28 protein-coding genes and 1 tRNA gene are annotated in these 22,298 nt (G+C 60.1%); 7 read left to right on the top strand and 22 right to left on the bottom strand.

The features are described from left to right. The 7 genes from D8767_RS27885 to D8767_RS27855 form a co-directional block, all read right to left on the bottom strand. Positions 1-1,110: a DUF2586 domain-containing protein gene (locus D8767_RS27885; RefSeq protein WP_122048491.1), complete on the bottom strand. Its 1,110-nt coding sequence runs from the start codon at positions 1,108-1,110 to the stop codon at positions 1-3. A gap of 10 nt (positions 1,111-1,120) precedes the next feature. Next, entirely contained in the window at positions 1,121-1,801 is a 681-nt protein-coding gene (locus D8767_RS27880; RefSeq protein WP_122048490.1) for a phage virion morphogenesis protein, read from the bottom strand. Further along, positions 1,794-2,240, bottom strand: a complete 447-nt coding sequence (locus tag D8767_RS27875; protein ID WP_122048489.1) for a phage tail protein — start codon at positions 2,238-2,240, stop codon at positions 1,794-1,796. The genes D8767_RS27880 and D8767_RS27875 overlap by 8 nt, the downstream gene beginning before the upstream one ends. After that, on the bottom strand, positions 2,237-2,698 hold the full coding sequence (locus D8767_RS27870; RefSeq protein WP_122048488.1) for a head completion/stabilization protein: 462 nt from the start codon (positions 2,696-2,698) through the stop codon (positions 2,237-2,239). The genes D8767_RS27875 and D8767_RS27870 overlap by 4 nt, the downstream gene beginning before the upstream one ends. A 98-nt stretch (positions 2,699-2,796) precedes the next feature. After that, positions 2,797-3,522, bottom strand: coding sequence for a phage terminase small subunit (gpM, locus tag D8767_RS27865; RefSeq protein ID WP_122048487.1), 726 nt, complete (start codon positions 3,520-3,522; stop codon positions 2,797-2,799). After that, positions 3,519-4,538 carry a phage major capsid protein, P2 family gene (locus D8767_RS27860; protein ID WP_122048486.1) on the bottom strand — a complete coding sequence of 340 codons (1,020 nt, stop codon included), beginning with the start codon at positions 4,536-4,538 and terminating at the stop codon, positions 3,519-3,521. Before D8767_RS27860 ends, gpM begins: the two co-directional genes overlap by 4 nt. Continuing rightward, positions 4,538-5,500: a GPO family capsid scaffolding protein gene (locus D8767_RS27855; protein WP_063977328.1), complete on the bottom strand. Its 963-nt coding sequence runs from the start codon at positions 5,498-5,500 to the stop codon at positions 4,538-4,540. The genes D8767_RS27860 and D8767_RS27855 overlap by 1 nt, the downstream gene beginning before the upstream one ends. Positions 5,501-5,660: 160 nt before the next feature. Between D8767_RS27855 and D8767_RS27850 the strand changes: the two genes are divergently transcribed. The 3 genes from D8767_RS27850 (at position 5,661) to D8767_RS27840 (ending at position 8,802) form a co-directional block, all read left to right on the top strand. Further along, on the top strand, positions 5,661-7,703 hold the full coding sequence (locus D8767_RS27850; protein WP_232889830.1) for a terminase large subunit domain-containing protein: 2,043 nt from the start codon (positions 5,661-5,663) through the stop codon (positions 7,701-7,703). Then, positions 7,600-8,475, top strand: a complete 876-nt coding sequence (locus tag D8767_RS27845) for a phage portal protein (protein WP_232889831.1) — start codon at positions 7,600-7,602, stop codon at positions 8,473-8,475. The genes D8767_RS27850 and D8767_RS27845 overlap by 104 nt, the downstream gene beginning before the upstream one ends. 72 nt (positions 8,476-8,547) lie before the next feature. Continuing rightward, positions 8,548-8,802 (top strand): ogr/Delta-like zinc finger family protein, encoded by a 255-nt coding sequence (locus D8767_RS27840; RefSeq protein WP_081259025.1) that lies wholly within the window; start codon positions 8,548-8,550, stop codon positions 8,800-8,802. Here D8767_RS27840 and D8767_RS28895 read toward each other — a convergent pair. The 8 genes from D8767_RS28895 to D8767_RS27805 all read right to left on the bottom strand — a co-directional run bounded on the left by D8767_RS28895 (position 8,772) and on the right by D8767_RS27805 (position 14,080). Beyond that, the gene (locus D8767_RS28895; RefSeq protein WP_163002502.1) at positions 8,772-8,984 is read right to left on the bottom strand and encodes a hypothetical protein; all 213 of its coding nucleotides are present in this window, start codon (positions 8,982-8,984) and stop codon (positions 8,772-8,774) included. The two genes, D8767_RS27840 and D8767_RS28895, sit on opposite strands and share 31 nt — an antisense overlap. A gap of 249 nt (positions 8,985-9,233) precedes the next feature. Next, positions 9,234-9,464, bottom strand: coding sequence for a hypothetical protein (locus D8767_RS27835; protein ID WP_122048484.1), 231 nt, complete (start codon positions 9,462-9,464; stop codon positions 9,234-9,236). Continuing rightward, entirely contained in the window at positions 9,464-9,721 is a 258-nt protein-coding gene (locus D8767_RS27830) for an Arc family DNA-binding protein (RefSeq protein ID WP_122048483.1), read from the bottom strand. The genes D8767_RS27835 and D8767_RS27830 overlap by 1 nt, the downstream gene beginning before the upstream one ends. Positions 9,722-9,731: 10 nt before the next feature. After that, the gene (locus tag D8767_RS27825) at positions 9,732-9,971 is read right to left on the bottom strand and encodes a hypothetical protein (RefSeq protein ID WP_122048482.1); all 240 of its coding nucleotides are present in this window, start codon (positions 9,969-9,971) and stop codon (positions 9,732-9,734) included. A 64-nt stretch (positions 9,972-10,035) separates the two neighbouring features. Further along, on the bottom strand, positions 10,036-10,275 hold the full coding sequence (locus tag D8767_RS27820) for a hypothetical protein (protein ID WP_103443342.1): 240 nt from the start codon (positions 10,273-10,275) through the stop codon (positions 10,036-10,038). Next, entirely contained in the window at positions 10,272-10,631 is a 360-nt protein-coding gene (locus D8767_RS27815; protein WP_232889829.1) for a hypothetical protein, read from the bottom strand. The genes D8767_RS27820 and D8767_RS27815 overlap by 4 nt, the downstream gene beginning before the upstream one ends. Before the next feature lie 527 nt (positions 10,632-11,158). Further along, positions 11,159-13,852, bottom strand: a complete 2,694-nt coding sequence (locus D8767_RS27810) for a toprim domain-containing protein (protein ID WP_122048481.1) — start codon at positions 13,850-13,852, stop codon at positions 11,159-11,161. Positions 13,853-13,861: 9 nt separating this feature from the next. Further along, positions 13,862-14,080: a hypothetical protein gene (locus D8767_RS27805; protein WP_103443345.1), complete on the bottom strand. Its 219-nt coding sequence runs from the start codon at positions 14,078-14,080 to the stop codon at positions 13,862-13,864. Positions 14,081-14,188: 108 nt separating this feature from the next. Here D8767_RS27805 and D8767_RS27800 point away from each other — a divergent pair, with 108 nt between their 5' ends. From D8767_RS27800 to D8767_RS27790, 3 genes are read left to right on the top strand one after another with little or no spacing between them, the layout of a single operon-like run. Next, positions 14,189-14,428, top strand: a complete 240-nt coding sequence (locus tag D8767_RS27800) for a helix-turn-helix domain-containing protein (protein ID WP_103443346.1) — start codon at positions 14,189-14,191, stop codon at positions 14,426-14,428. A 3-nt stretch (positions 14,429-14,431) separates the two neighbouring features. Continuing rightward, positions 14,432-15,472, top strand: coding sequence for a tyrosine-type recombinase/integrase (locus D8767_RS27795; protein WP_122048480.1), 1,041 nt, complete (start codon positions 14,432-14,434; stop codon positions 15,470-15,472). Continuing rightward, positions 15,469-16,083 carry a hypothetical protein gene (locus D8767_RS27790; RefSeq protein WP_122048479.1) on the top strand — a complete coding sequence of 205 codons (615 nt, stop codon included), beginning with the start codon at positions 15,469-15,471 and terminating at the stop codon, positions 16,081-16,083. The genes D8767_RS27795 and D8767_RS27790 overlap by 4 nt, the downstream gene beginning before the upstream one ends. 68 nt (positions 16,084-16,151) lie before the next feature. Here D8767_RS27790 and D8767_RS27785 read toward each other — a convergent pair. Together D8767_RS27785 and D8767_RS27780 are read right to left on the bottom strand one after the other, a co-directional pair. Continuing rightward, positions 16,152-16,227: transfer RNA gene (locus D8767_RS27785), tRNA-Thr, on the bottom strand. A 98-nt stretch (positions 16,228-16,325) separates the two neighbouring features. Beyond that, complete coding sequence (locus tag D8767_RS27780; RefSeq protein ID WP_016714488.1) at positions 16,326-16,574, bottom strand: hypothetical protein; 249 nt, start codon at positions 16,572-16,574, stop codon at positions 16,326-16,328. 524 nt (positions 16,575-17,098) lie between these two features. Between D8767_RS27780 and D8767_RS27775 the strand changes: the two genes are divergently transcribed. Then, positions 17,099-17,389: a DUF3077 domain-containing protein gene (locus tag D8767_RS27775; RefSeq protein ID WP_016714489.1), complete on the top strand. Its 291-nt coding sequence runs from the start codon at positions 17,099-17,101 to the stop codon at positions 17,387-17,389. A 292-nt stretch (positions 17,390-17,681) separates the two neighbouring features. Here the strand turns inward: D8767_RS27775 and D8767_RS27770 are convergent, their stop codons facing one another. The 5 genes from D8767_RS27770 to D8767_RS27750 all read right to left on the bottom strand — a co-directional run bounded on the left by D8767_RS27770 (position 17,682) and on the right by D8767_RS27750 (position 21,988). Next, positions 17,682-18,887 carry a methyltransferase gene (locus D8767_RS27770; protein WP_016714490.1) on the bottom strand — a complete coding sequence of 402 codons (1,206 nt, stop codon included), beginning with the start codon at positions 18,885-18,887 and terminating at the stop codon, positions 17,682-17,684. A 127-nt stretch (positions 18,888-19,014) separates the two neighbouring features. After that, positions 19,015-19,704, bottom strand: a complete 690-nt coding sequence (locus D8767_RS27765; RefSeq protein ID WP_016497592.1) for an ABC transporter permease — start codon at positions 19,702-19,704, stop codon at positions 19,015-19,017. Next, complete coding sequence (locus tag D8767_RS27760; RefSeq protein WP_016714491.1) at positions 19,704-20,396, bottom strand: ABC transporter permease; 693 nt, start codon at positions 20,394-20,396, stop codon at positions 19,704-19,706. The genes D8767_RS27765 and D8767_RS27760 overlap by 1 nt, the downstream gene beginning before the upstream one ends. 54 nt (positions 20,397-20,450) lie before the next feature. After that, positions 20,451-21,203, bottom strand: a complete 753-nt coding sequence (locus D8767_RS27755) for an ABC transporter substrate-binding protein (RefSeq protein ID WP_011953233.1) — start codon at positions 21,201-21,203, stop codon at positions 20,451-20,453. Between the two features lie 11 nt (positions 21,204-21,214). Continuing rightward, positions 21,215-21,988: an ABC transporter ATP-binding protein gene (locus D8767_RS27750; protein WP_122048478.1), complete on the bottom strand. Its 774-nt coding sequence runs from the start codon at positions 21,986-21,988 to the stop codon at positions 21,215-21,217. Between the last annotated feature and the right edge of the window lie 310 nt (positions 21,989-22,298).

Genomic DNA, 22,298 nt, shown 5'->3' with positions numbered 1-22,298 from the left:
TTACTCCTCGTCGCTCAGGTCAAGAGCGATGTTTGCGGTGAGGTCTTTGGGGCAGTTGTAGGGGCGCAGCTTGAGATACGCGACAACGGCGGTTTTGCTGGTCCAGACCAGGGTGATGGCGTCGTCGGCCGGCGACTCGATGTCGCCCGGGAACTGGACGCCGGCGAACACGACCGAACGCGACATATCGCGCAGAGGCTTCATCAGGGCGGTCTTGTTCTGCGCCATGGAGGTTGCCGAGCTGTTCAGCTTGCGGTCGGCGACGCGTTGGATCAGCAGGACGCGAACACGACGAGCGGCCTTGTCGGCAATGCGCAAGTACTCGACTACCTGGTAGTCACTGCCCGGGGCGTCGAGCATGTTGCCGTCGCCCCAGAAAGTGCCGGGGTAGTCCGGGTAGGTTTGCGGTACCGACAGCCGCGCCTTGTCCAGCTCGGCCAAGATCGCGGAGGGCAGCGGGATACCGTCCTTGTCCACTGGTACAGGGCCGAGACCGACCAGGGCACCGGTGGCCACCCGCATAGGGCTGTCCGCGATGCTCACGTCTGCCCGGGCCAGGCGCCCGGCCAGCACGCCCAGGTTGTTGCCGTGCAGCTGTGGCACAGGCAGTACGCGCGGGGCGGCCACGCTGGCCACCTTGGCTTTGGCTTCGGAAAGGTAGGTAGCCCAGTCCTGGGCGGCGCTGATGCCAGCGATCGCCGCCATGATGAACACCCGACGACCATAGACGGAACTGATCTCCAGGGCCTTGGCGTTCATGGCGTCGAAGGTGGCCTTGTCCGTCACAGGTACGGTGATGACAATAGCCTCGACCGAGACGTTATCTTGCTGCGCCTTATCCACAGCCGCCGCCCAGTCGCCGTTGACGGCGATCGGGGCAGCCATGCACGCCCACTTGTCGCCGCCGTTCTGGCGTGCAGCCAGGATCTGGGTTTTCAGGTCGGACGCAGTGGCGCCCAGCTCGTTATCCAGATCGCTTTGGGTATTGAGGGCCAGCAGCTTGCCGGTGTTCTTGCTCGCTGGACCGATGAAAAGGAAATAGCGCTCGATCTCGGTCACGGCGCCCTGGCCGAGGTTGAGATTGTTGACGCCGACAGTGCCGAGTGCCATGGGATGCCTCTTAGCGTTGAGAGTTGAGGATTTGTTGCAGTACCAGGCGCACCAGCTCGGTGGTGTCGTGGTTGCTGTTTGCGCCGAGGAACTGGCGCTTGGGCAGCTTGATTTCCCAGCTGTCGGCGCCGGTGGTCTCGCCCCGGGTTTCGTCCAGGACGCGGATCAAGACACCGGCCTGCATGTAGCTGACGTGCTCCAGGATCCAGGCCACGGACGGGCGGGACAGCCGCTTCTTGCCGGCCTGGCGCACCTTGAAGCCCAGGCGGCGGAGCCGCTTGGCTTGCTTGGGCGTCGACATCGATCCCTCGTCGACCTTGTTCCAACGGCGCATTTGCTGGGCGGTGCGGCGCTCCGAGGTACCGTTGTGCTGCTGGGCAGCCACCCAGGAGGTCAGGCTGTTCTTCCAGCCCAGGACGGCCTCGTCGGCCGTCACGCTGGTGACCTGCATCAGCTTGCCCAGTCCGGCCTCCATCTTTTTCTGGCCAGGCTCCGGGTTCTTGCGGGCGGCAAAGGGGGAGCCGTCCAGGTTCTCCTGGCTGCGGATCCGCTTGCGGCTCATGGTGCGGACGCGCTTCGACACGTTGTTCAGCAGGCGCCGGCGCAGACGCGGCTCCAGCTGCAGGAGCGCCAGTTGCTCGCGGACGTCCAGGACGCCCCGGGCATCGAGGTCGAACAGACGGCTAGCCACGGGCCACCGCCTCGCCTTCCTCGGCTATCCACAGGTCATAGGGGACGAATGCCCAGGTCTTGCCGAACGCCTGGAACTCGCCATCGTCGTCTTCGGCCAGGTACTGGGGCTCCACGAACTGCAGGGTCAGCTCGACGTCGAACAGCTCGTTGTCCAGGTCGATCGGCTCAATCACGAACGCCGGCGCCGGCAGGTCTTCGCGGTCTGGGTCGTTCGCTTCCAGCCAAGTGCCGACTAGGGCCAGCAGGCGGGACGGGGAGCCAGTGAAGCGCTCCAGATCGAAGATCGCCCGATAGGTCATGTCGCCCATGTGCAGGCCGCGCTCGGTTTCCTTCCAGATCAGTTCGGAATCCATCTGCTCGACCCAGCTCTGCAGCTGCTCGGGCAGCACCAGCTGCCGATCGAGCAGGTACGCGGTCAGGGCCTGGATCTTTCTCATAGCAAGGCCGCCGTGATGCGGCTGCGGCCCTGCAGAGCGCGCACGGCCTGTTGGCTGAATGACAGGTAGGTTTCAGCGCGCTCTGGTGCCTCCTTGCCGGTGTTCTCAGCCACCTCGCGACGGGTGACGGTCGCAAAGTCAGTCAGGGCAGTGGCCTTGGCTCTGCAGTACACGGCTCGCTTGTACAGCGTCACCTTGTAAGCCCGCTCCTCGAGGAGCAGCGAGTCGGCGGTGGCCACCTCGGTGATGCCCAGGTCACGCCAGCTGGCCATCAGCTTGGTCAGGTCCTGGTTCACCTCGCCCATGGCGATGTTGAGGTGAGTGACCAGCGTGTCGCTCAGGTACTCACCGGGCAGGCGGTAAGCCTTCTGGTACTCAGCCAGGGAGAGGTCCGGCCAAAAGCCGTTGTTCTCGATGGTCTGGTCCACCACGGTCGAGGGTTTGCCTGAAAAACTCATCGCTGGTCACTCGAAAAGGGCGGGAGACACCGTTTCGGCGGGGGCTGGCCATAAATGGCCGACTCCGCTTCACGGGTTCCCGCTGGGGGGGTAGTTGGTTATTCGGTACCGCCGGCGGCGGCTTCCTGGCGTGACAGGGCTCGCCGGCACTTCTCAATGCGCGTACTGCAGCCCGCCTTCGGGTACAGCTCGGTGGCACGCTCCAAGTGCTTGAGGGCGACAGCCCACTGCTCGCCATCCATGGCACGCATACCGATCAGCTTGTGGAACTTGCTCGGGATCTGTTCCGGCAGGTTCCATTCGCCATCCACACGAGGCAGCAGATCCGACAGGTAGGGCTCGGGGCTGCGGCCGGCGTCGTACTCGGCATAAGCCCAGTCGCCCACGGCATCAGCGACAAAGGTCTGGATGTCGCGGCGCTTGAAGCGCTCCGGCATCAGCTGCCCCTGCACCATCGCGATCTCGGCCAGTTCCAGCGCGTCATCGAACTGGGTGGTGTCGAACAGCCAGACCATCACCTGAACCAGGACGCGGTTCTGCATGACCTGGCCTGACTCGATGTAGCGCTGGATGTATTCCTGATACTTGGGCAGCAGCTCGGTACGCTTGAGGTCCTGCTTGCCGGCCAGGCTCGGGATCGCCTTCAGGCGAGTCAGATCCTCGTCCAGGCTGGCCTCCATCAGCTTGAGGTGCTTGCGAGCATTCGCCGGGCTGCTCAGGGCCTCGCCTGGGGAGTACGGCAGGGCCGCTGCAGCGGCCACCTGGGCCACTGCAGCGGTGCCTTGCTCCAGCACACGGCGCTTGTGCGCTAGTGCGAGGCTCATACGGTTTCCACCCCGTCGGATTCCAGGTAGGCGAACTTACCCAGCTGCTCGATCACGTAACCTTCGTTGCGGCCGTTGTAGTCCTCGACGCGGGAGCGCTTCGGGTTTTCGAGCAGGTGGCGACGCCAGCTCGAGTCTTGGAAGTAGATCGAGAGGTTGTCCCAGGAGGTAACCAGGATGCCCTTGGCCGGGAAGAACGGAACCAGGAAAGAGGGCAGGCCGCCGTAGGTCTCGATCACCTGGGCATTCTCGATGCGCTCTTTCTCGGTCGGGGTCTGCCCCTGCGCGGCGTACAGCTTGCCCTTGTCGTGGGCCAGCAGGTCCGAGCCGATGATGGCGATCAGGTCGCCCTCGTCACGGAACACCGGGTCGATCATCTGCTTGACGTCGTGCACCGCGGCGTCGAGGTTTTCGTAGTCGCCGCCTTTGCCGATCTTGATCTTGACGGCCGGATCAGCGGGTTTCAGGACCTGCTCGGGGATCTGCTCACGCGCGATCTGCAGCCAGCCCTTGTTCACATCCTGGAGCAGCGGGTAGTTGGTGATGTTGGTCTGCTTGGCGACGTGGGTGCCGTTCCAGCCGATCAGGATGCGGTCCAGGGCGATGCGCTTCTGCACGGCCTCCAGGTACTTGCGGGCGAACTCCGGGAATTTGGCCCAGGCATCGATGGTGGCGAATTTCAAAGCCACATCGGTTTCGGTGTGGAACAGCTCGTAGACGTTGTTTTGTAGATCGAGCAGGTGACGCGGCTCGCGATCGTTCAAGTCGGTATCGGTGCGGCTGGTTGCCGGACCGCTCAGGCCCAGCAGGACCTTCTCGCCCTTGATCTCGGTCACGCCGATTACGTTGATGCGACCCAGGAAGTCCACGCGCTCGGTGATCTGGTCGTTCAGTTCCTGGGCGTGGGTCGGTTCCACGGCAAAGGTGCGGGTGGCGTCATCGATGCTGTACGCCTCGGCCAGGTCGTCCTGAAGCTGCAGATACTCCGCTGCAGCGCGTTTCGACAGGGCGCCCATTAGCGCAGACCCCCGCCGCGTTTCTTCTCGCCAGCTGCGCCAGTGGTGCGTTTGACCTGGCGGCGGTTCTGGGTCGAGTTGAACATCTGGGTCATGGTCTGGGTCAGCTCCTCAACGCGGGCGCTGAGTTCCTTGACCTCATCCTTGCCCTTGCCGCCTTTGCCGCCCTTGCGGTTGAACTCGCGGTTTTCATCCGCTTCGTCCACCACATCCTGGACGGCTGCGCCCACGGCATCGACCTGTTCCTTGTTGTCGGCGTCATCGACGTCTTCAACTACAGGTTCCAGGACAGCCTGCAGGCCGGCCAGCAGGATCACGAATTGGTCATACAGCGCCTTGAGCGCCTTGGCTGTTGCTTCATCCATCGGTTTGGTCTCGTCGGGTGAGGGGGTTGTGGTTTCGGCGAAGCTCTTGAACAGGCCGGTCAAAGCAGAGAACAGACGGCGCAGCTCGCTTTGTTGCCGGCCACCCTCGCGCAGCCCGCCCAGCTCAACGGCAGCGCAGAAGTAGGAGGTCTTGTGGTAGCGATGGCCCTTGCGGGCGCCCCGGGAGAAATACAGCTCCTGGGTGCCCAAGCTGGCAGGGGAGTCGGTGACAGCCAGGCCGGTCAGGTAATGGCGCCCGCTGTTGGCGAAATTCGGGGTGATTTCCACGCTGGTGAACAGCTTCTCGCCCTGGTCGTTCAGGCTCAGCAGCTTGTCGTTTGGCTTCAACTGGGCTTCCAGGGCCACCTGGCCAGGCTCCAGCTCTGGATCGTCGTTCTCGTCCAAGAGGCGTACGGCAAAGACGGTGCCGTGGGAGCCTGGCCAGCGTTCGTGCTCACTCCAGATCACAGCGGTATAGCGGGACAACTTGTAGGTGTCCGCGCAGTCGCGCAGCTCCTGGACTGTGATTTCGCGGCCGTCTGCGGTCGGGCCGCTGACAGCTACGCGTTTCCAGTAGGAGACAAGGGATCTGGGCATCGTTTGAAGCGCTCGGTGGGGGTCGATGAGCGCCACGATAGGGAGCCGATCGGCACCGGCCAATCGGTTTGCTTGAGCAGAATTCCTATTCGTTAATTCTAGGAATTTCGCTCACTTCTACACCGCGTTTGGGGCTGTTTCGGCGCATAGACTCCTCCCCATGAACTACTCGATCGAAGTCAAAGAGGCCGCCAAGCGGCTGTACCTGCGCCGTGCCTCGGTGAAGGAAATCCAGGCTCAACTGAAGCTGCCGAACGTGCGGATCATCTATTACTGGATCCGCCAAGGCAGCTGGGACGAGATGTTGACCGATGAGGAACCGCTGACAGCGATCAGCCGGCGGATCACGCTCATCTGCGAAAAACAGGACACGCTGACCAAGGGCGACCTGGACGAGCTGGACCGGCTGACTGCTGTGCGGGAAAAGCTGATTAAGCAGGCGAGCAAGCCAGCCGCACCAGCACCGGCGGCGAGCGAGCCAGCGCGGGAGCAGGGCGATCGGGACCAGGGCCAGCGCCGAGAGCGTCGCGGTGGCGGTGGCAAGAAGCGGGAGAAACCCGCGAAGAACGATGTCAGTGGCCTGACCGAGGTGGACTTCCTCGACAAGTTCATTTCCAAAATGTACCGGTACCAGCAGGAGCTGTTCGCGGCGAAACAGAATCCGCTGACCTGCAGGCTGCGCAACATCCTAAAAAGTCGGCAGGTCGGTCTGACCTACTACTTCGCCGGCGAGGCCTTCATGGATGCCGTGCTGACTGGGGACAACCAGGTGTTCCTGTCGGCCAGCCGTGCCCAGTCCGAGATCTTCCGTAGCTACATTATCCAGTTTGCCCAGAAGTGGTTCGGCATTGAGCTGACCGGCAACCCGATCGTCCTCAGCAACGGCGCCGAGCTGCGTTTCCTCTCGACCAACAGCAGCACAGCCCAGGGCTATCACGGGCATGTTTATGTGGACGAATACTTCTGGATCCGCGACTTCGAGAAGCTGAGCACCGTGGCCAGTGCCATGGGCACACACAAGAAATGGCGCAAGACCTATTTCTCCACGCCCAGCGCTGTCAGCCACCAGGCGTACCCGTTCTGGACGGGCGAGACCTTCCGCAACGACAAACGCCGGAAGAAAGCGGCCGGCGAGTGGCCAGCGGAGGCCGCATACACCCAGGGCGCGCTGTGCCCAGACGGTCAATGGCGCAAGACGATCACCCTGGACGACGCTATTGCCGGTGGCTGTGATCTGTTCGATGTAGCCCAACTGGAGCTGGAGTACGACGAGGACAAGTTCCAGCAGCTGTTCTACTGCAAGTTCATCGACAGCACGCAGAGCGCGTTCGGCCTAAAGGATCTGGAAGGTTGCTACTCCGACCTGATGCTATGGGACGACTACGACCAAGACGCGGATCGACCATTCGGCAACAGCCCGGTCTGGATCGGCTACGACCCGAGCCGTACCCGCGACGATGCCACTTGCGTTGTCGTCGCGCCGCCGGCGGATCCGGGCGGCAATTTCCGGATCCTGGAGAAATACAGCTGGCGTGGACAGTCGTTCACGTACCAGGCGGCACAGATCAAGAAACTGACCGAGCGCTTCAACGTCCAGCACATCGGCATCGACACCACTGGCGTCGGCATCGGGGTGTACGACGTGGTTTGCGACTTCTACCCGCGTGCGCAGCGGATCCACTACAGCTTGGAAACGAAAACGACCCTGGTGCTGAAAGCCCAGGACGTTATCCGCGCAGGCCGGATCGAGTGGGACGCGGGCTGGACCGATATCGCGCAGGCCTTCCTGACCATCAAGCGCGGCACCACCGGCGGCGGGCAAATCACCTTCAGCGCGTCCAGGACCGAGGCCACCGGCCACGCCGACATCGCATGGGCTGTGATGCACGCCCTGCACAACGAACCCTTGAACACCAACAAGCGGCGCAAGAGCCGTTACCTCACGAGCGGAAGCCATGCCCAAACGACAGACAAAACCCCACGCCAGACAGCGACAGGCACAGCAGCCCACGCGGGTGTTCACGTTCGGGGAGCCAGAGCAGGTGCTGACGTCCAACATCGGCGAGTACCTGGGCATCTTTCCCAGCGACGACGGACGCCTGTACAAACCGCCGGTCTCCCGCGCCGGCCTGGCCAAGCTGCTGCGGGCCAACGCGCATCACGGCGCCATTCCCAAGTTCAAGCGCAACTTGCTGCTGCGTGAGTTCATCGCGTCGGAAGGTTGCAGTGCTCACACGATGAGCTGCGCCGCATTGGACTACATGGTGTTCGGGGAGGCCTATTTCCTGGCGCACGAAAACTTCCTGGGGCACGTCCTGGAGCTGGAGCACCTGCCGGCGATCAACATGCGCGTAAAGGTGGATGGCGGCTTTGTCCAGTTGCTGCAGAACGGCGAGGAGGAGGAGTACGACCAGGACGAGATTGTCCACATCAAGGACTACGACGTCGAGCAGAACATCTACGGGATTCCGGACTACCTCGGCGGCCTGCAGGCGCTGCTGCTGAATGAAGCGGCCACGCTGTTCCGTCGGCGCTACTACAGCAACGGTGCCCACGCGGGCTACATCTTCTATACCAATGATCCGAACTTGTCCGAGGAGGACGAAGACAACCTGCGCTCGCAAATCAGCGCAAGTAAGGGGGTGGGTAACTTCCGTTCGATGTTCGTGAACATTCCAGGCGGGCATGAGAACGCGATCAAGATCATCCCAGTGGGTGATTTCCAGGCGAAGGACGAGCTGGAGAAAGTGAAGAACATCACCAGGAACGACATCATCGCCGCCTGGCGCATGAATCCGGCACTGGCGGGCATCATTCCGGAGAACAGCGGTGGGTTCGGGGACATCGAGAAAATCGACAGGGTATATACCAGCAACGAGATTTTGCCGATCTGTCAGTTGTTCGAGCAGGCGAATGAAGTTCTGCGGGAAGATCGCAGGTTCAATTGGAGGGAGCAGGTTGCGGCTGAGTCTTGAAATGAACTATCGGCGCATTGAGCACTTTTGTGTGGCAAAATAGTACCCATACAGGAACCCTGGGGAGGGGATATGCGAGTTTACTGCAAGGAATGTAACGGGAAGGGGCGGATATCATCTAGGAACGACATATCACGGGAGTTTTCTTCCTTGTACTGCACTTGTCTGGATTGCGGCCACCGCTGGGTCGCGCACCTGACTTTCTCGCATACCCTGACGCCTTCTGCGCAGATGATGGACCGACTTGTGTTCGATCAACTGCGGGCGTTACCCAGAGCACGACAGCAAGAAATATTTCAACAGCTCGGTGCAATTGATGCTCGATAGCGCTTAAATTGCTTTTCGATCTTTTCGAAGTCCCTCATCAGGGAGTGTGAAAACTGGATAAGGCCTATGCGTCCACGATCAGTAAGTTCGTCTGCCGGGACTTCATTCAATAGGGCAAGCAAATTGCCGTGACTTTCAAGATCGTCAGCAAGCTGGATCAGGCAAGGCGCAGGGTGTGTCATGGCGTAACTCCGTTTTTGCATGATGGCACATGGCTAATATTCTGTGCGCCACAATGCGACGCGTCAAGATCTTGAATTTTCCTTTGAAGTGTGGAATTAAATTCTTGAAGGAGTCTTGTCAATATATGCAATATACAATACGTGTATATTGACACTTAATGTGTATATTGTGGGCATCTTGCAGTTTAGTAATCCGAAGATACGAAAAACGGGCGCATATGCGCCCGTTTTTATTGGGTCGTGCAAGACCTATATAGGTGTCAGCTTGACGGCTCCATATTTTCGGTCCCCGTTCGTGTTCTCGAATGCCATCACAAAGACGTCAGCGGGCAGAGGGATGATGGCCAGTCCGTTGTCGGTGTCGTGGTAAAGCTGCTGTGTTGCGTCGACAATGTAGAAGTCCAGGGGCAGGCCCAACTGCTGCCGGGCATTTGCCACATCCTGCTCACACAGAGCCACCAAGCGACCATCTATCAGCATTACGCGGCCTCCGTGTCAGACTGCAGCTTTTCCTCAAGTTCGGTAATGCGTTGCAGGAGCATGCCGATCAGCTTGGTTTGTTCCTCGTTCAACTGGTCTTGGGTGATCGAGCGCTTCAGGCGATTGACGATCTCCGAATTCATGCTGCGATCATTGTCCTCGGCCAGCACGGCGATGTCAGCGCGCAGACCGTCTGGCAACCGAACGACGAACTTATCAGCAGTGCGGGAGTTGGGGGTGGTGTATTGCTGTTGCATAGTCTTTCCCTCAGTTCAATACAGTGCGTGGGTGCTGTGCCAGCAGCTGGCGAACGATGGCGGTGTCCTGAGCGCTCAGATCGCCCAGGCGGCAGGCCATGTCGGCTACGCTTTCCAGTTGTGTGCGGGCTTCTGATGTCTTGGTTACCAAGAAACCAATCAAGGCCCCGCCGACGATGGCGGTAGCCTGCAGGTGGCGCGGCGTTGTGGTAGCCTTCGAACCGCTGCTGCTTGGGTTGGGTGCTTGCATGTCTCTTCTCCTGGTAGTGGTTGGTGCCGAGGAGCTGCAACTCCTTGGCACTGTCCCTTCTGCTCTACTTCATCGCCTTCGCCGTGAATACCGGGCGCGTCACACTTCGAACCTCAAAGCTCCCCAGGTCCGTGTTGTCTACGCTGTGCAGGTGCACTACGCAGCGCTCGGGTGGGGTCTGGTGATTGCGCCAAAAGTCGCTTGTCACCAGCTCAGCCAAGTCCTCTGGCCGGGCAACCAGCAGATAGGTCGCGGGCATCAGCATCGACCCGGCCTGTCCATCGATTGTGTAGAGCACATTCATTCCAACGTCTCCGGCGCCCACTGCTCGATCAGGCGCTGCCAGATCTGGCTGCCATTCGCGATCCGCTCATGCACCTCCAGGTCAGGCGTGTAATCCATCATCAGCACCTTCAGGCAGTCCTCGAACAACGTCAGGTCCAGACTGCGCAGATCGCTCATGACAAAGGGGAAGTCTTCGCCGTTGTAAACGCTCAGCAGGAAGCGGCCCAAGACACGGCTCTGGCCGCTGTCACGCAGTGCGATCGGTACCAGTCGGTTTAGTGCCTGAGTGCCTGCGATGCGGATAGCTGGGACTTGTGCCTGATGCGCCTGGATGGCGGCCAGTGCAGAAGCCATGGTGCGGAGTCCGTTGCTCATTTCCATTTTCCCCCTTCCTCGACGCGGTACAGCTCGCACTGCTGCAGTTCAGGATTAAGTTCTTGTCGCATGGATTGCCTCTCCTTAAATCGCCTGGTGGCGGAACAAACTTGTGGGTGCCCCCGTTTTGTCCGGAACATCCGGAACATCGTCAGGGGCGAAACTGGGAGCCCGCGAAATACGCGGCCTCCAGCCTTGCCAGAATGTTCTGGCAGTACCGGAACATTCCGGAACAGGGTTTTCTCTCAAAGTTGCTGCAGGCCGCGTGATTCGTGGCCTCCAGCCATGTTCCGGTGAGAAGTCACGGGTGGAACATTGCCGGAACATGGTAGAACGGAATTTGTTCGGGTCTGTTCTGGTAAGTTCTGGTGCTACCGGAACATGTTTACCTCTCTCAACTACCTGTATTTATTGATTTTTTTCTTATCTATTTACCAATGTTCTGGATATTCCAGATAAAACAGGGGGCTTCACACAAATTCCCTATCCCCCTTGGATCACCCCGGCCCAGGTTGACCCCATACGTTTTAGGCCCCTCCACGTTTGCTGAAGAACCAGAGGTTCAGGGACCGCTTCTCGATGCGGGAACGGGCTTTGCGTATCTCGATGAACTTGTGCGTGGTGCTGCTATAGAGGGCGCGGCGCAGCTGGACGTCGGGGATGACCTCCTGGCCGGCCATCCTGCAGCGCTGCTGGAAGTGCTCGATGTTGATAGCGATCAGCTCTTTGTCGATGCTGTGGTTCAGCGTCTCCCGGATTTCCTCGCGCTCACCATCGCCATCGATCGTCGTCACTACGTCTTCGTTGAGGTAGTGGTAGATCTGCCAGAACTTCGCCGCAGTAGGGTCTTCCGACTTGCAACGCTGCTGCCGATCGACAGCACGGGACTCGACATGGGCAGCGAGCTGATCCAGGTCCTGGTTGCTCCAGTCAGGGAAGAACATCTGTGTGGCATAGGCCGCTGCCAACACCTGGGCGTGGGATTGGTAGATCCGCATTTCGGTGATGGCCGGGTTTTCCATCAGCTTGCTCTCGTAGCGTGGAAAGGCTTCGAAGTAGCGTTCCAACCACACTTTTTCATTGGACAGGCAGCGGCGGAGGTAGCCGCCCAGTTGCTTGGCTCGCAGGGCTTTGAGGCGTTCGGCTTTTGGTTTCAGTGCGAGGCTGTGGCCATCCTTCGTGAAGTGGAAATGGACGATCCGGGACAGCGTGGCCTCGTCACCGGTTACGCTCGCGTTCTGTGCGATGGCCAGCGCGCCCCGCCAGAGGTCTACACGCTTTTCGTTGCCGGTCGTCTTTGCGCCGGTCACACGCAGCTGTGCGTGGTAGTCGAACATCGGTTTGACGTCATCCCAGGTGAACTGGATGGTGACCGTGCGCCCTTGGGCATCGATGTAGGTCCGATCGGACTCGATCAGTACCAGCGGTAGGTTGCTGACCTCAGCGAATGACCGGAGCAGGCCGACGGCACTTGCCCCCGAGCCGCTTGGTTTGATGCCTTCAGTATTTTCCCGACCGAGCAGGCGCCAGAGCAGGCGGAGCAACATGGACTTACCAGAGCCTGGTTCGCCGCTCAGCTCCAGGAAGCCGAACGATGCCTGCTGGCTTGCGATCTGCTGCACGAAGAGGGAGGCGGTCCACCACGCCAGCGCGCCAAGGCCATTCATACCAGTGACGTCCACGAAGTCGCGGAACCAGGACGGGTCGAACTCTTCGCCGCGTTCGAATTTGACGGTGGCCAGCGCCGTCTTGATCCCTCGACCTTTCACCTCGATGAAACCGTGGCTGTTCACCTGCAGCTCGCGGCCACCCTGAAAACCAAATTCAGGGAAGCAATAGGTGCCTGTCTCTTCGTCGTATCCAAGGAACGGCAGACTGCGCACGGTGCGAACAGGTCGGTATTCGTCATTCAGCCATTTGGCTTTGAGCCAGGCCAACTCGCGCGCGCCACCTTCGAAGTTACCGCCAGGTGTGAAGTCCAGCATGCCCTTCACGAAGCCACGGGGATCAGCGATCGATCCCGAGGAAAGTGCGGCTTGGCAGTTGCGGCTTTGGTCAGGGAAGGCAAAGCTGAAGTGATAGCGCTGCTCGCCGGTGATGACATCCTTTTCCAGGTAGTCCAGGTCCGGTACGCAGTTGGATACCTGCTCCACCCGTGATGCGCCGTAGAAGATGTCGCGGTTGCCTTCCAGCTTCTGGTCGTCCAGGGCCTTGGTCAGCTCGGCCTGGTTGACCCGAACAGAGAACAACTGGTTGTTGAACTCAACCAGGTAGAAGCCGGCCGGCCGGCGCAGGTAGACCAGGTAGGCCAGTTTGCGCGCACTCTCGGCGGTGAACAGCCGGCCCCTGTAGCAGGCATCATCGATGAAGGCCTGGTCAAGTTTGCCGTCACGGTAGACGTCGTCCCAATCCAGTTCGCCAGCCAGGGCAACCCACCCGATCTCTTTCATCGAGCGCAGTTGTTTGAGGTGCTTGCGGATATAGGTCCGGCCTGCCTTGTCGTCGTCCAGGGCGACTACCCAGGTGACCATCTTGCCTTCGTTGGCCTCGACGATGTCCCAAGGGAAGTTCACGCAGCTGATCGCGGCGATTGCCTTGAAGCCGGCCAGGTGGAGAGCGATAGCGTGGAAAATGCCTTCGACGATGTACACCCGATCATGTTTCTCGATCGTCTGCCCAGGCGGCACCCATCCGGAATTTGTGTACTTCATACCGGCCTTAATCCCGGCCTTCTGGTTCTCGTTACCCGCGATGGCTCGCGCATCGATGATGCGCTCCCAGTAGCCGTCGCAGAGCGGGAAACGGACAGTGTCAGCCCACTCCCCGGACGGCTTCATCTGGCGACGCCCTTGGGTGTACCAGCCCTGCAGCTTGCTGATGTCGAAGCCGCGGGCTCGGCTCAAGTAAGCGTCTGCGGTTGCGGTAGGGTTCTCCGGGGTCGACGGAAAACGCTCACTCAGGTTCTCGAACAGGTGCTGGTAGCGATCGCGGGTGCGTTCCTCATAGCCGCAGTTGTTCAGCCTGTTGCATTTGAGTTGGTATGGCTTCTCTTTCTTGACGAACACAGAACGCTTACCGCAACTCGGGCATACGCCCTTGTTCAGGTATTCCTTCGTCTCGTCCTTGGCTTGGAAACCCAGTTCCGGGTCGCGCTCAAGGGCGGGAATGACGTCCTCAAGGTAGATCCGGTCAAAGTGTTCCGGTGTGATCCGTGCGTTCATTTCAGTCCCTTACCGCTTCGCTGCCAAACGAACGCGCTCTGCCTGCTCTGCGGCTTCCAGAGTCATGTGGACCATGTTGATAAGCACTGCGCTTTTGGACCCGATTTCCTTCGGCCGGGTCAGGTAGTGCCCTGCCTTGATTTCGTTCTCGACGGCGCTTTTGGACTGGCCGGAACGCTTCACGAACTCAGCGATGGTCACGTATGGCGTGTCGATAGCAATCTGCATTCTGTTAACCTCTGCACCGGATATTTAGGGATATTTGGGTTAAAAGTACCCATATGGAACCTAGGTTAAGTACCCATACGGAACCATGTCAAGAGGGAGATGCAGTTAATGGAGCTAGCTGAGAAGCTGAAGGCGATCCGGATCAAGGAAGGTCTGACCCAGTCTGAGCTTTGCGAAGCGACCGGACTGAGCCTGAGCAGCTACAAAAAGTACGAGCTGGCACTGCGCACCGAAGTGAGTTCTGTAGCGCTGCTCAAGATCACGAATCACGAGCGCTTCAAGAAATACACGCTGTGGCTGATGACTGGCGACGTGGCTCCCACATGTGGCCAGGTGAGCCCGGTTTAACCCATGTCGATCAAGAAACTGGATTCAGGCGAATGGCTGGTCGATTGCAGGCCAGAGGGCCGTGATGGGCCTCGCGTGCGTCGCAAACTGAAATCCAAGAGTGAGGCGATTCACGCCGAGCGGATGCTGATGGGGGATGGAGCTCGAGGAGAATTCGAGAAGAAATCCAAGCGTGACGATCGACGTCTGACCGACTTGGTAGACCTCTGGCACAAGCTGCATGGCCAAACCTTGAAGCGAGGTGAGGAGCGTCAGCGGGCTCTGCAGGCTATGGCCGAACGCATGGGAAATCCTCGCGCAGCCGACTTTACAGCTGCGCACTTCACGAAGTACCGCGCCGAGCGTTTGGCTGGTGAGCATGGCCGCACTTCACCTGGGAATGGGATGAAGAAAGGGCAGAAGGCCAAGCCTGTGAGCCCCAACACCCTGAACCATGAACTGGCCTATCTCAGTGCGGTTTTCAACGAGCTGGATCGACTAGGAGAGTGGTCGGGGGGAAATCCCCTGGAGAAGGTTCGCCGGCTCAAGTTCGACGAAACGGAAATGGCTTACCTGGAGAAGGGCGAGATCCCATCACTGCTCAAGGCGTTGGATGCAATCTCGGACAAGGCCGGGGTGGTTGCAAGAGTTTGCCTCGCCACAGGTGCACGTTGGTCTGAGGCAGAAGGGTTGACCCCTAAGCAGGTTCGGGGCCAGCGAATCAGTTATCACCGCACCAAAAATTCCAAAAGTCGGGTAGTACCGATAACCCAGGCGCTGGAAGACCAGGTCAAGGCTGCTTTGCCATTTGGTGACTGCTACAAGAAGTTTGGCGAAGCGATCGAGGCCGCCGGCATCGAGTTACCAGATGGCCAGCTCACGCACGTTCTGCGGCACACCTTCGCCAGCCACTACATGGCCAATGGAGGCGATATCCTGACCTTGCAGCGGGTTCTTGGTCACTCCTCCCTGACCATGACGATGCGCTATGCCCACTTCAGTCCTGGCCATCTCGCTGAAGTAGTAGCTTTGAATCCGATTGCAGCCTTGGCAGGTGAACGATGAAGGCAGGTTTAGAGTGGTGCACCGTGGTCTGGCAGATCACAGGTGACAACGCAGGTAGCGGAAACAGCGGATATACGCCTTTAATTGTCGCCGTGCTCGCTGGCTGTTTCACCATTGCTTCAGTCATCTTTGGGCGCCTATATCAAGAGAGATGCGATAAGCGCAGTGTTAGGGCATCTCTCCTGGCGGAGGTCGCAGCCCTTAGAGATGTAGTCCGGATGCGGGGGTATTTAGACGATCTTCGAGAAACTGCAGTTGAGCTTAAAGGCTCGCTCGGCGAGCAGATGCGAGCGAAAGGCACCGTCTGGAAGTTCGAAATACCAATCTCCACAGACTACAACCAAATCTATAAGGCGAATCTCGGTCGATTGGGGGTACTGTCAGAGCATGAAGCGGTCTCTATTGTCCGATTCCACATCCTCGCTGAAAGCGTCCGAGCAGACGTTTCTGAGGGTGGCATTCTCGCCCAAGGTAGTGATGAGGCAGAAGATTTTGACGATGCTGCGGATTTATTGGAGGAGGCGATGCTTTTGGCTGATGAGCTTGTCGCCAAGCGCTCTTCGTGGCTGAAGAGGCTAGCTAACCGCATGTGGACATTTTGTGGACGCTGAGGCCATGTGAAAATCGCTTTCACGGAACCCCAGAAAGGCGAAAGCCCCGCATTGCGGGGCCTCTAAGGTGGTGCCGGCACCAGGAATCGAACCCGGGACCTACTGATTACAAGTCAGTTGCTCTACCATCTGAGCTATACCGGCAATGGGGCGTCATTATAACGATCGTTTGGCGCCTGTAAACCACTTCGTTGCGAATGTTCGCAAAAGACCTAAGTCACCGGCCCAAAAGGAGAATTTTCCTACCAGCCGCGGTGGATCGTGGTAACGCTCGGCTCGCTTTTACCCGGGTTGAAGAACAGCTTGTCGTTGTCGCAGCCGCGCTTGCGGCAGGGGCTTTCGGTGCGCAGGGGCAGGCCGTTGTCGCCGCCCAGTTGCATGCCGGGGTGGTTCCAGCCCAGGTTGCTGTTGGCGTGGGGCGCGGTGCCGCTGGCGCAGCCGGTCAGGGCCAGGGCGAGGGTTAGCAAGGCGAGGGGTTTGGCTTGGGTCACGATGGTCAGGTCCGTTGGTCCACTGTCGGTTCTGGCGCAACGCCAGAAGGTCGCGGGGCTGGCGGGCAGCGCGCGACGTCACTTTTTAAGGATTTGGGGGAGGGATCATACACGGTTGCGAGGGCGGGGTATTAGCCTTGTGTTGCCTGTCAGGGCCTTTTCGCGGGTGAGCCCGTTCCCGCAAGGGCCGCGTAAGCGGCTGCAATCTGTGTAAGGTAATTCTGAACCATGGGGCCAGGCGCTTCAGGGTTTGGCTGCTTAGGAAGTATCCTACGCGCGCCGCCGAAGTATCGCTGTTGTCGGGGAAGTGGCTCACGGATACCGTTTTCGGGTCGCTCTGGCGACCGGGTGTGAGAACCCGACTTTGAACGTATCGGCTGCGTAATGGCGACCGTGCGCGGGCAGACCTTGGTCTGGCCGGGCTTCCTATGTTCACTCGGTTTCTCACCTCGTGCACGGTTGCCGCCTTTGTTCCGTGGGAAAGAATGAACACGGCAACTCCTCTGAACTAGGGAGTTTGAAAATTGAAAACGATCGATACTGATCCCAGCAGCCCCAAGCCAATCACCACCGCAGGCGTAGAAACGTTCCTCGCAGCCGGTAACCCCTCCCTCAACCTACTACGCGTACAGCCCGGCATCCCGGTCGATGCGGCCTATGAGCATGTTTCGATCCTGATGGGCTACATCAAGCACCTGGTGCGCGAGGGGGATATGGAGGATGACCATAAGCTCCTGGGGGCGGCTGATTACTTGTGCGATATGGCCAAGGCGCTGATGAACGATATCGAGATTGCCAAGAATAAATCGCATTGAAAATGTGAAATCGATGGGGCCGCCTTGCGGCCCTTTCGCGGCGCAAGGCCGCTCCTACAAAAGACCGTACATGCAGCTCTAGTCGCAACCACAAGAAATGTTTATGCACAAGTGGCATTAGCGCCTTGCGCGAAAGGCATGCCGGATTGCTGCGCCGCCGGTCTTTGCGCAAACGCCTGTTTTTACTGGGCTTGACGCATAAGCAGGAATAAGCCAAGCGCTTGAAATAGCGCTTGGATCCAACAGGTAATCAAAAGCTTGTTCACAGACTTATCCACAGGTTGTGCTGCGGCTAACGGTCGCGTTCCGCGAGGATAAGCAGGTTGCGCGGCGTCAGCGGGTAGTCGCAGAAAAGGCCCAGGCGCACCTCAAAGCCTTGTTCTTCGAGGAACAGGGCGCGATCGAGCACCAGCCACACCTCCAATGGCCGACGGAACAGGTTGCGCACGCGCTCCAGATTGCGTACTTCGGCCAGGCGTTGCCAGCCGGCGGCTTCCAGAGCGGCCCAGTCCGGGTTGCCATTCAGGGGCAGTTGCTTAAGTTCGGCCAGGTCGCGGCAGTACTGCTCGAAGGGCTTTTCCAGCCAGGCTACCGGCAGCGACGGTGTAGGCAGGTATTCGTCGCGCTGGCGCTGCTGGCGTTGTAGCAGATCGAAGCCCAGGCGCCGGGCCATCGAGGTGTCACGTTGGCGCCGCACGCGAGCCCCGGCGGTAACGGTTTCACTCAGGGGCAGGCCCAGATCGTCCAGCGACAGCTGCAGGCCGGACGCTTGCGCGGCTGTGGATAACGGCTGGTAGTGCTGCACTGCAATGCGGTTGTAGCAGCAAGGGGCTATCGCCAATTGCCGGCAACCTTGCTGGCTGGCCAGTTGCATCAGGCGTACATGCAGGTCGCCGCAGGCGTGCAGGGCAACCACGCTTTTTTCACCCGCCAGGTGGCACGCGCTGTCGCTGGCCATCACATCCTGATGCACATGCTGCGCTGGCAAGTGGTGGTGCGCGCTCAGGGCCTGGCCGGCGGCGACCAGTTCGGCATCGTACTCCAGGCAGGTCAGCTGCTGGCCGGGTTGCAACAGGCGGCGGCCGAGGTGGCCTTTGCCGGAGCACCAGTCCAGCCAGTGGCGGGGCTGGTGGTGGAAGGCCAGGTGGCTGGCGAAGGCTTCGATCTGCTGCCATTTGCGGCCGGGGACTGCGACGTCCAGGCGGTGGGCGGCGGGGGGCAGGTCGGTTTGCGGGAGGCTGCCGAGGGCGGTGAGCTGTTGGGCTTGCTGGGCCAGTTGTGGGAACGGGGCGGGCAAGGCATCAGCTGCGCTATCGGTTTCGGCGTCGGCCAGCGAGCATTGGCGCAGGTGGGTGGCCAGCTCGGGGTGGGTGGTTTCCCAGTCCAGGCGCAGGGTGGTGAAGGGGCGGGGTTTCCACAGCTGTTGGTGCTCGATCAGGAACTGGTCGAGGGCCTGGAAGCGGGTGCTTAGGTGGTGGCTGTGGAGGTAGCTGGGCATGGGAGGATTTGGGTTGGGTTTGAGGGCCTCTTCGCGGGTGAACCCGCTCCCACAGGATTAGCACAGGTTTCAAGGCCTGTGATGTACCTGTGGGGGCCGGTTTACCCGCGAAATGGCCAGTAAGGTCTCAGCGACCCTGGCAGGCGTCGACGCGCAACCAACGTTCCAGCAGCTTGAAACCTTGCACCAGCAAGAACGAGATCACCAAGTAGAACACGCCTGCGGCAAAGAAGATCTCCACCGGCAGGTAGGTGCGGGCGATGATGGTACGGGCCATGCCGGTCAGTTCCAGCAGGGTTACGGTACTGGCCAGGGCACTGGCCTTGAGCATCAGGATCACTTCGTTGCTGTACGCCGGCAGGCCGATGCGCGCAGCACGCGGCAGCATGATGTAGAACAGTGCCTTGCCACGCGACATGCCCAGCGCCCGTGCCGCTTCGATCTCACCTTTGGGGATCGATTGCAGCGCGCCGCGCAGGATCTCGGCGATGTAGGCGGCGGTGTGCAGGGTCATGGTCAGCACCGTGCACCAGAACGGATCGCGCAGGTACGGCCACAGCGAACTCGAACGCACGGCATCGAACTGCGCCAGGCCGTAGTAGACCAGGAACAGCTGCACCAGCAGCGGCGTACCGCGGAAGAAGAAGATGTAGCTGAACGGCACAGCGCGCACGTACCAGTGGCGCGAGGAGCGGGCGATGCCCAGCGGGATGGCCAGGATCAAACCGGCAACCACCGCAATGGCCACCAGCTCCAGGGTCAGGACCGCGCCCTCGGCCAGGCGTGGCAGCCATTTGAAGATGACTTCCCAATTCATTATTCGGCCCTCGCAAAGCCGCGAGCGGCGCGTTTTTCCATGAAGTGCATGCCGGTCATGGCGATGACGGTCAGGCTCAGGTAGATGCAGGCCGCCACCATGTAGAAGGTGAACGGCTCTTTGGTCACGGTCACGCCGATTTGCGCGTGGCGCATGATTTCTTCCAGGCCGATCACCGACACCAGCGCGGTGTCCTTCATCAGGATCATGAACAGGTTGCCAAGGCCGGGCAGGGCGATGCGCCACATCTGCGGCAAAATGATCCGCGAGAGGATGCGGCCCTTGGACAGGCCCAGCGCCAGGCCGGCTTCACGGTGGCCCTTGGGGATTGCCAGAATGGCGCCACGGAACACTTCGGTGGCGTAGGCGCCGAAACACAGGCCGAGGGCGATCACGCCCGCCGCGAAGGCACTCAGCTCAAGGCCTGGCAGGTTCAAGGCCTCGCCGAGGGCGTTCATCAACCCGACGGTGCCGAAATAAATAAGCAGAACCCACAGCAGTTCGGGCACGCCACGAACCAGGGTCGAGTAGAAACCGCCAAGCCATTGCAGTGGCTTGACCGAGGAGGTTTTGGCCAGGGCGCCGAGCAGGCCCAGCACCAGCCCCAGCAGCAAGGCGCAAAGCGCCAGTTTTACGGTCATCAGGGTGCCGGCCATCATGGCCGGACCGAATCCGTGCAGGTCGATATTCATGGGCAGGTCATATTAGGGACTGGCGCGCCACGGGGGCGCGCCGGTCGGGGCGGGTCATTCGATGCTGAACGGGAAGTACTTGTCGTTGATCTTCTTGTACGTGCCGTCGGCCTTGATTTCGGCCAGGGCTTTGTTCAGGTCGTCGCGCAGCTTGGTGTCACCTTTGCGCACGGCAATGCCGATCTTGTCGCTGTCCATCACTGGCTCGCCCTTGAACTCGAAGTTCGAGCCGTCTTTGCTCTTCAGCCACTCGTATTGCACGTACTTGTCGGCCAGGATGCCGTCGATGCGGCCGGACACCAGGTCCAGGTAGGCGTTTTCCTGGGTGTCGTACAGCTTGATGTCGACGCCTTTGAAGTTGTCTTCCAGGTAGGTACCGGCCAGGGTGGCGCGCTGGGTGCCGATGACCTTGCCCTTCAACGACTCTTTGTCAGTCTTGAAGTCGACATTCTTCGGCGCAATGAACTGCAGCTTGTTGGAGTAGTACGGCTCGGTGAAGTCCACGGCCTGCTTGCGCTCGTCGGTGATCGACAGCGACGACACCAGGAAGTCGAACTTCTTGGCGTTCAGGGCCGGGATGATGCCGTCCCAGTCGGAGGTGACGACCGAGCACTCGACTTTCATCTTGGCGCACAGGGCGTCGCCGATGTCTTTATCGAAGCCGACCACGTTACCGCTGGCGTCCTTGTTGTTGAACGGTGGGTAGGCGGCTTCGATGCCCATGCGCAGTTTTTCTGCGGCCATGGCGTTTGCCGACATCACCAGCGTGGCAGCAGCTGCCAGGAGGAACTTCTTGTAAGTGTGCATGTATTGCTCCGTTAGCGGTGGCTGGACATGAATTGCTTGCAACGCGCCGAGGTCGGGTTTTCGAAGACCTGTTGCGGCGATCCCTGCTCTTCTACCAGGCCCTGGTGCAGGAAGACGACTTCACTGGACACATGGCGGGCAAAGCTCATCTCGTGCGTTACCAGCAGCATGGTACGGCCTTCTTCGGCCAGTGCGCGGATAACGTTAAGCACTTCCTGGACCATTTCCGGATCGAGTGCCGAGGTTGGCTCGTCGAACAGGATGACCTTGGGCTTCATGGACAGGGTACGGGCAATGGCGGCGCGCTGTTGCTGGCCACCGGAAAGCTGGGCGGGGTAGCTGTGGCGTTTGTCGTAGATGCCAACCTTGTTCAGCAGCGCTTCGGCGGCCTCGATGGCCTCGGCCTTGCTTTGGCCGAGCACGCGGCGTGGCGCCTCGATGATGTTGTCGAGGATCGACATGTGCGGCCACAGGTTGAAGTTCTGGAAGACAAAGCCGATTTCGCTACGCAGGCGGTTGATCTGGCGATTGTCGGCTGCGATCAGGTCGCCGTTCTTGGCGGCCTTGAGCTTGAGGGCTTCGCCGGCAACCAGGATTTCGCCCTGGTGTGGGTTCTCGAGCAGGTTGATGCAGCGCAGCAAGGTGGACTTGCCGGAGCCGGACGACCCCAGGATGGAGATCACGTCACCGTCGCGTGCGGTCAGCGAAATGCCCTTGAGAATTTCCTGCTCGCCGTAGCGTTTGTGCAGATTGCGGATTTCCAGCGCGGGCGTGGCCTGAGCCATGTGCGGTCCTCATGTGTTCGGGTGCGTTCCCAGCTGTTGGCGGCCTTCCTGGCGTGCGCCAAGCTAGCATAGCGGCATTATGACGGCCAACAGGGTCGCCGGGGACTGTGGGCACTGGTGGGGCAGTTTGTCGCATCGCTACAGCGTAACGTCGCGCAGATGTCCGCGAAGGTGTCGCCCAGCACCAGAGCCTTGATGAAAAAAGGCGCGATGGTGCCAGCTTTGGCCCGCTCATGGAAGCGGTTTTGGCCCATTCAAGGGGTAAACCCTACCTTCAGCTAGCAGACGCGGGTTTACCCGCGAAGGCGTC

This window comes from Pseudomonas sp. LTGT-11-2Z, from assembly GCF_003691445.1.
GTDB lineage: Bacteria > Pseudomonadota > Gammaproteobacteria > Pseudomonadales > Pseudomonadaceae > Aquipseudomonas > Aquipseudomonas monteilii.
Note: the sequence above shows the minus strand (reverse complement) of the source record. Positions and strands in the feature narration are given on the sequence as shown.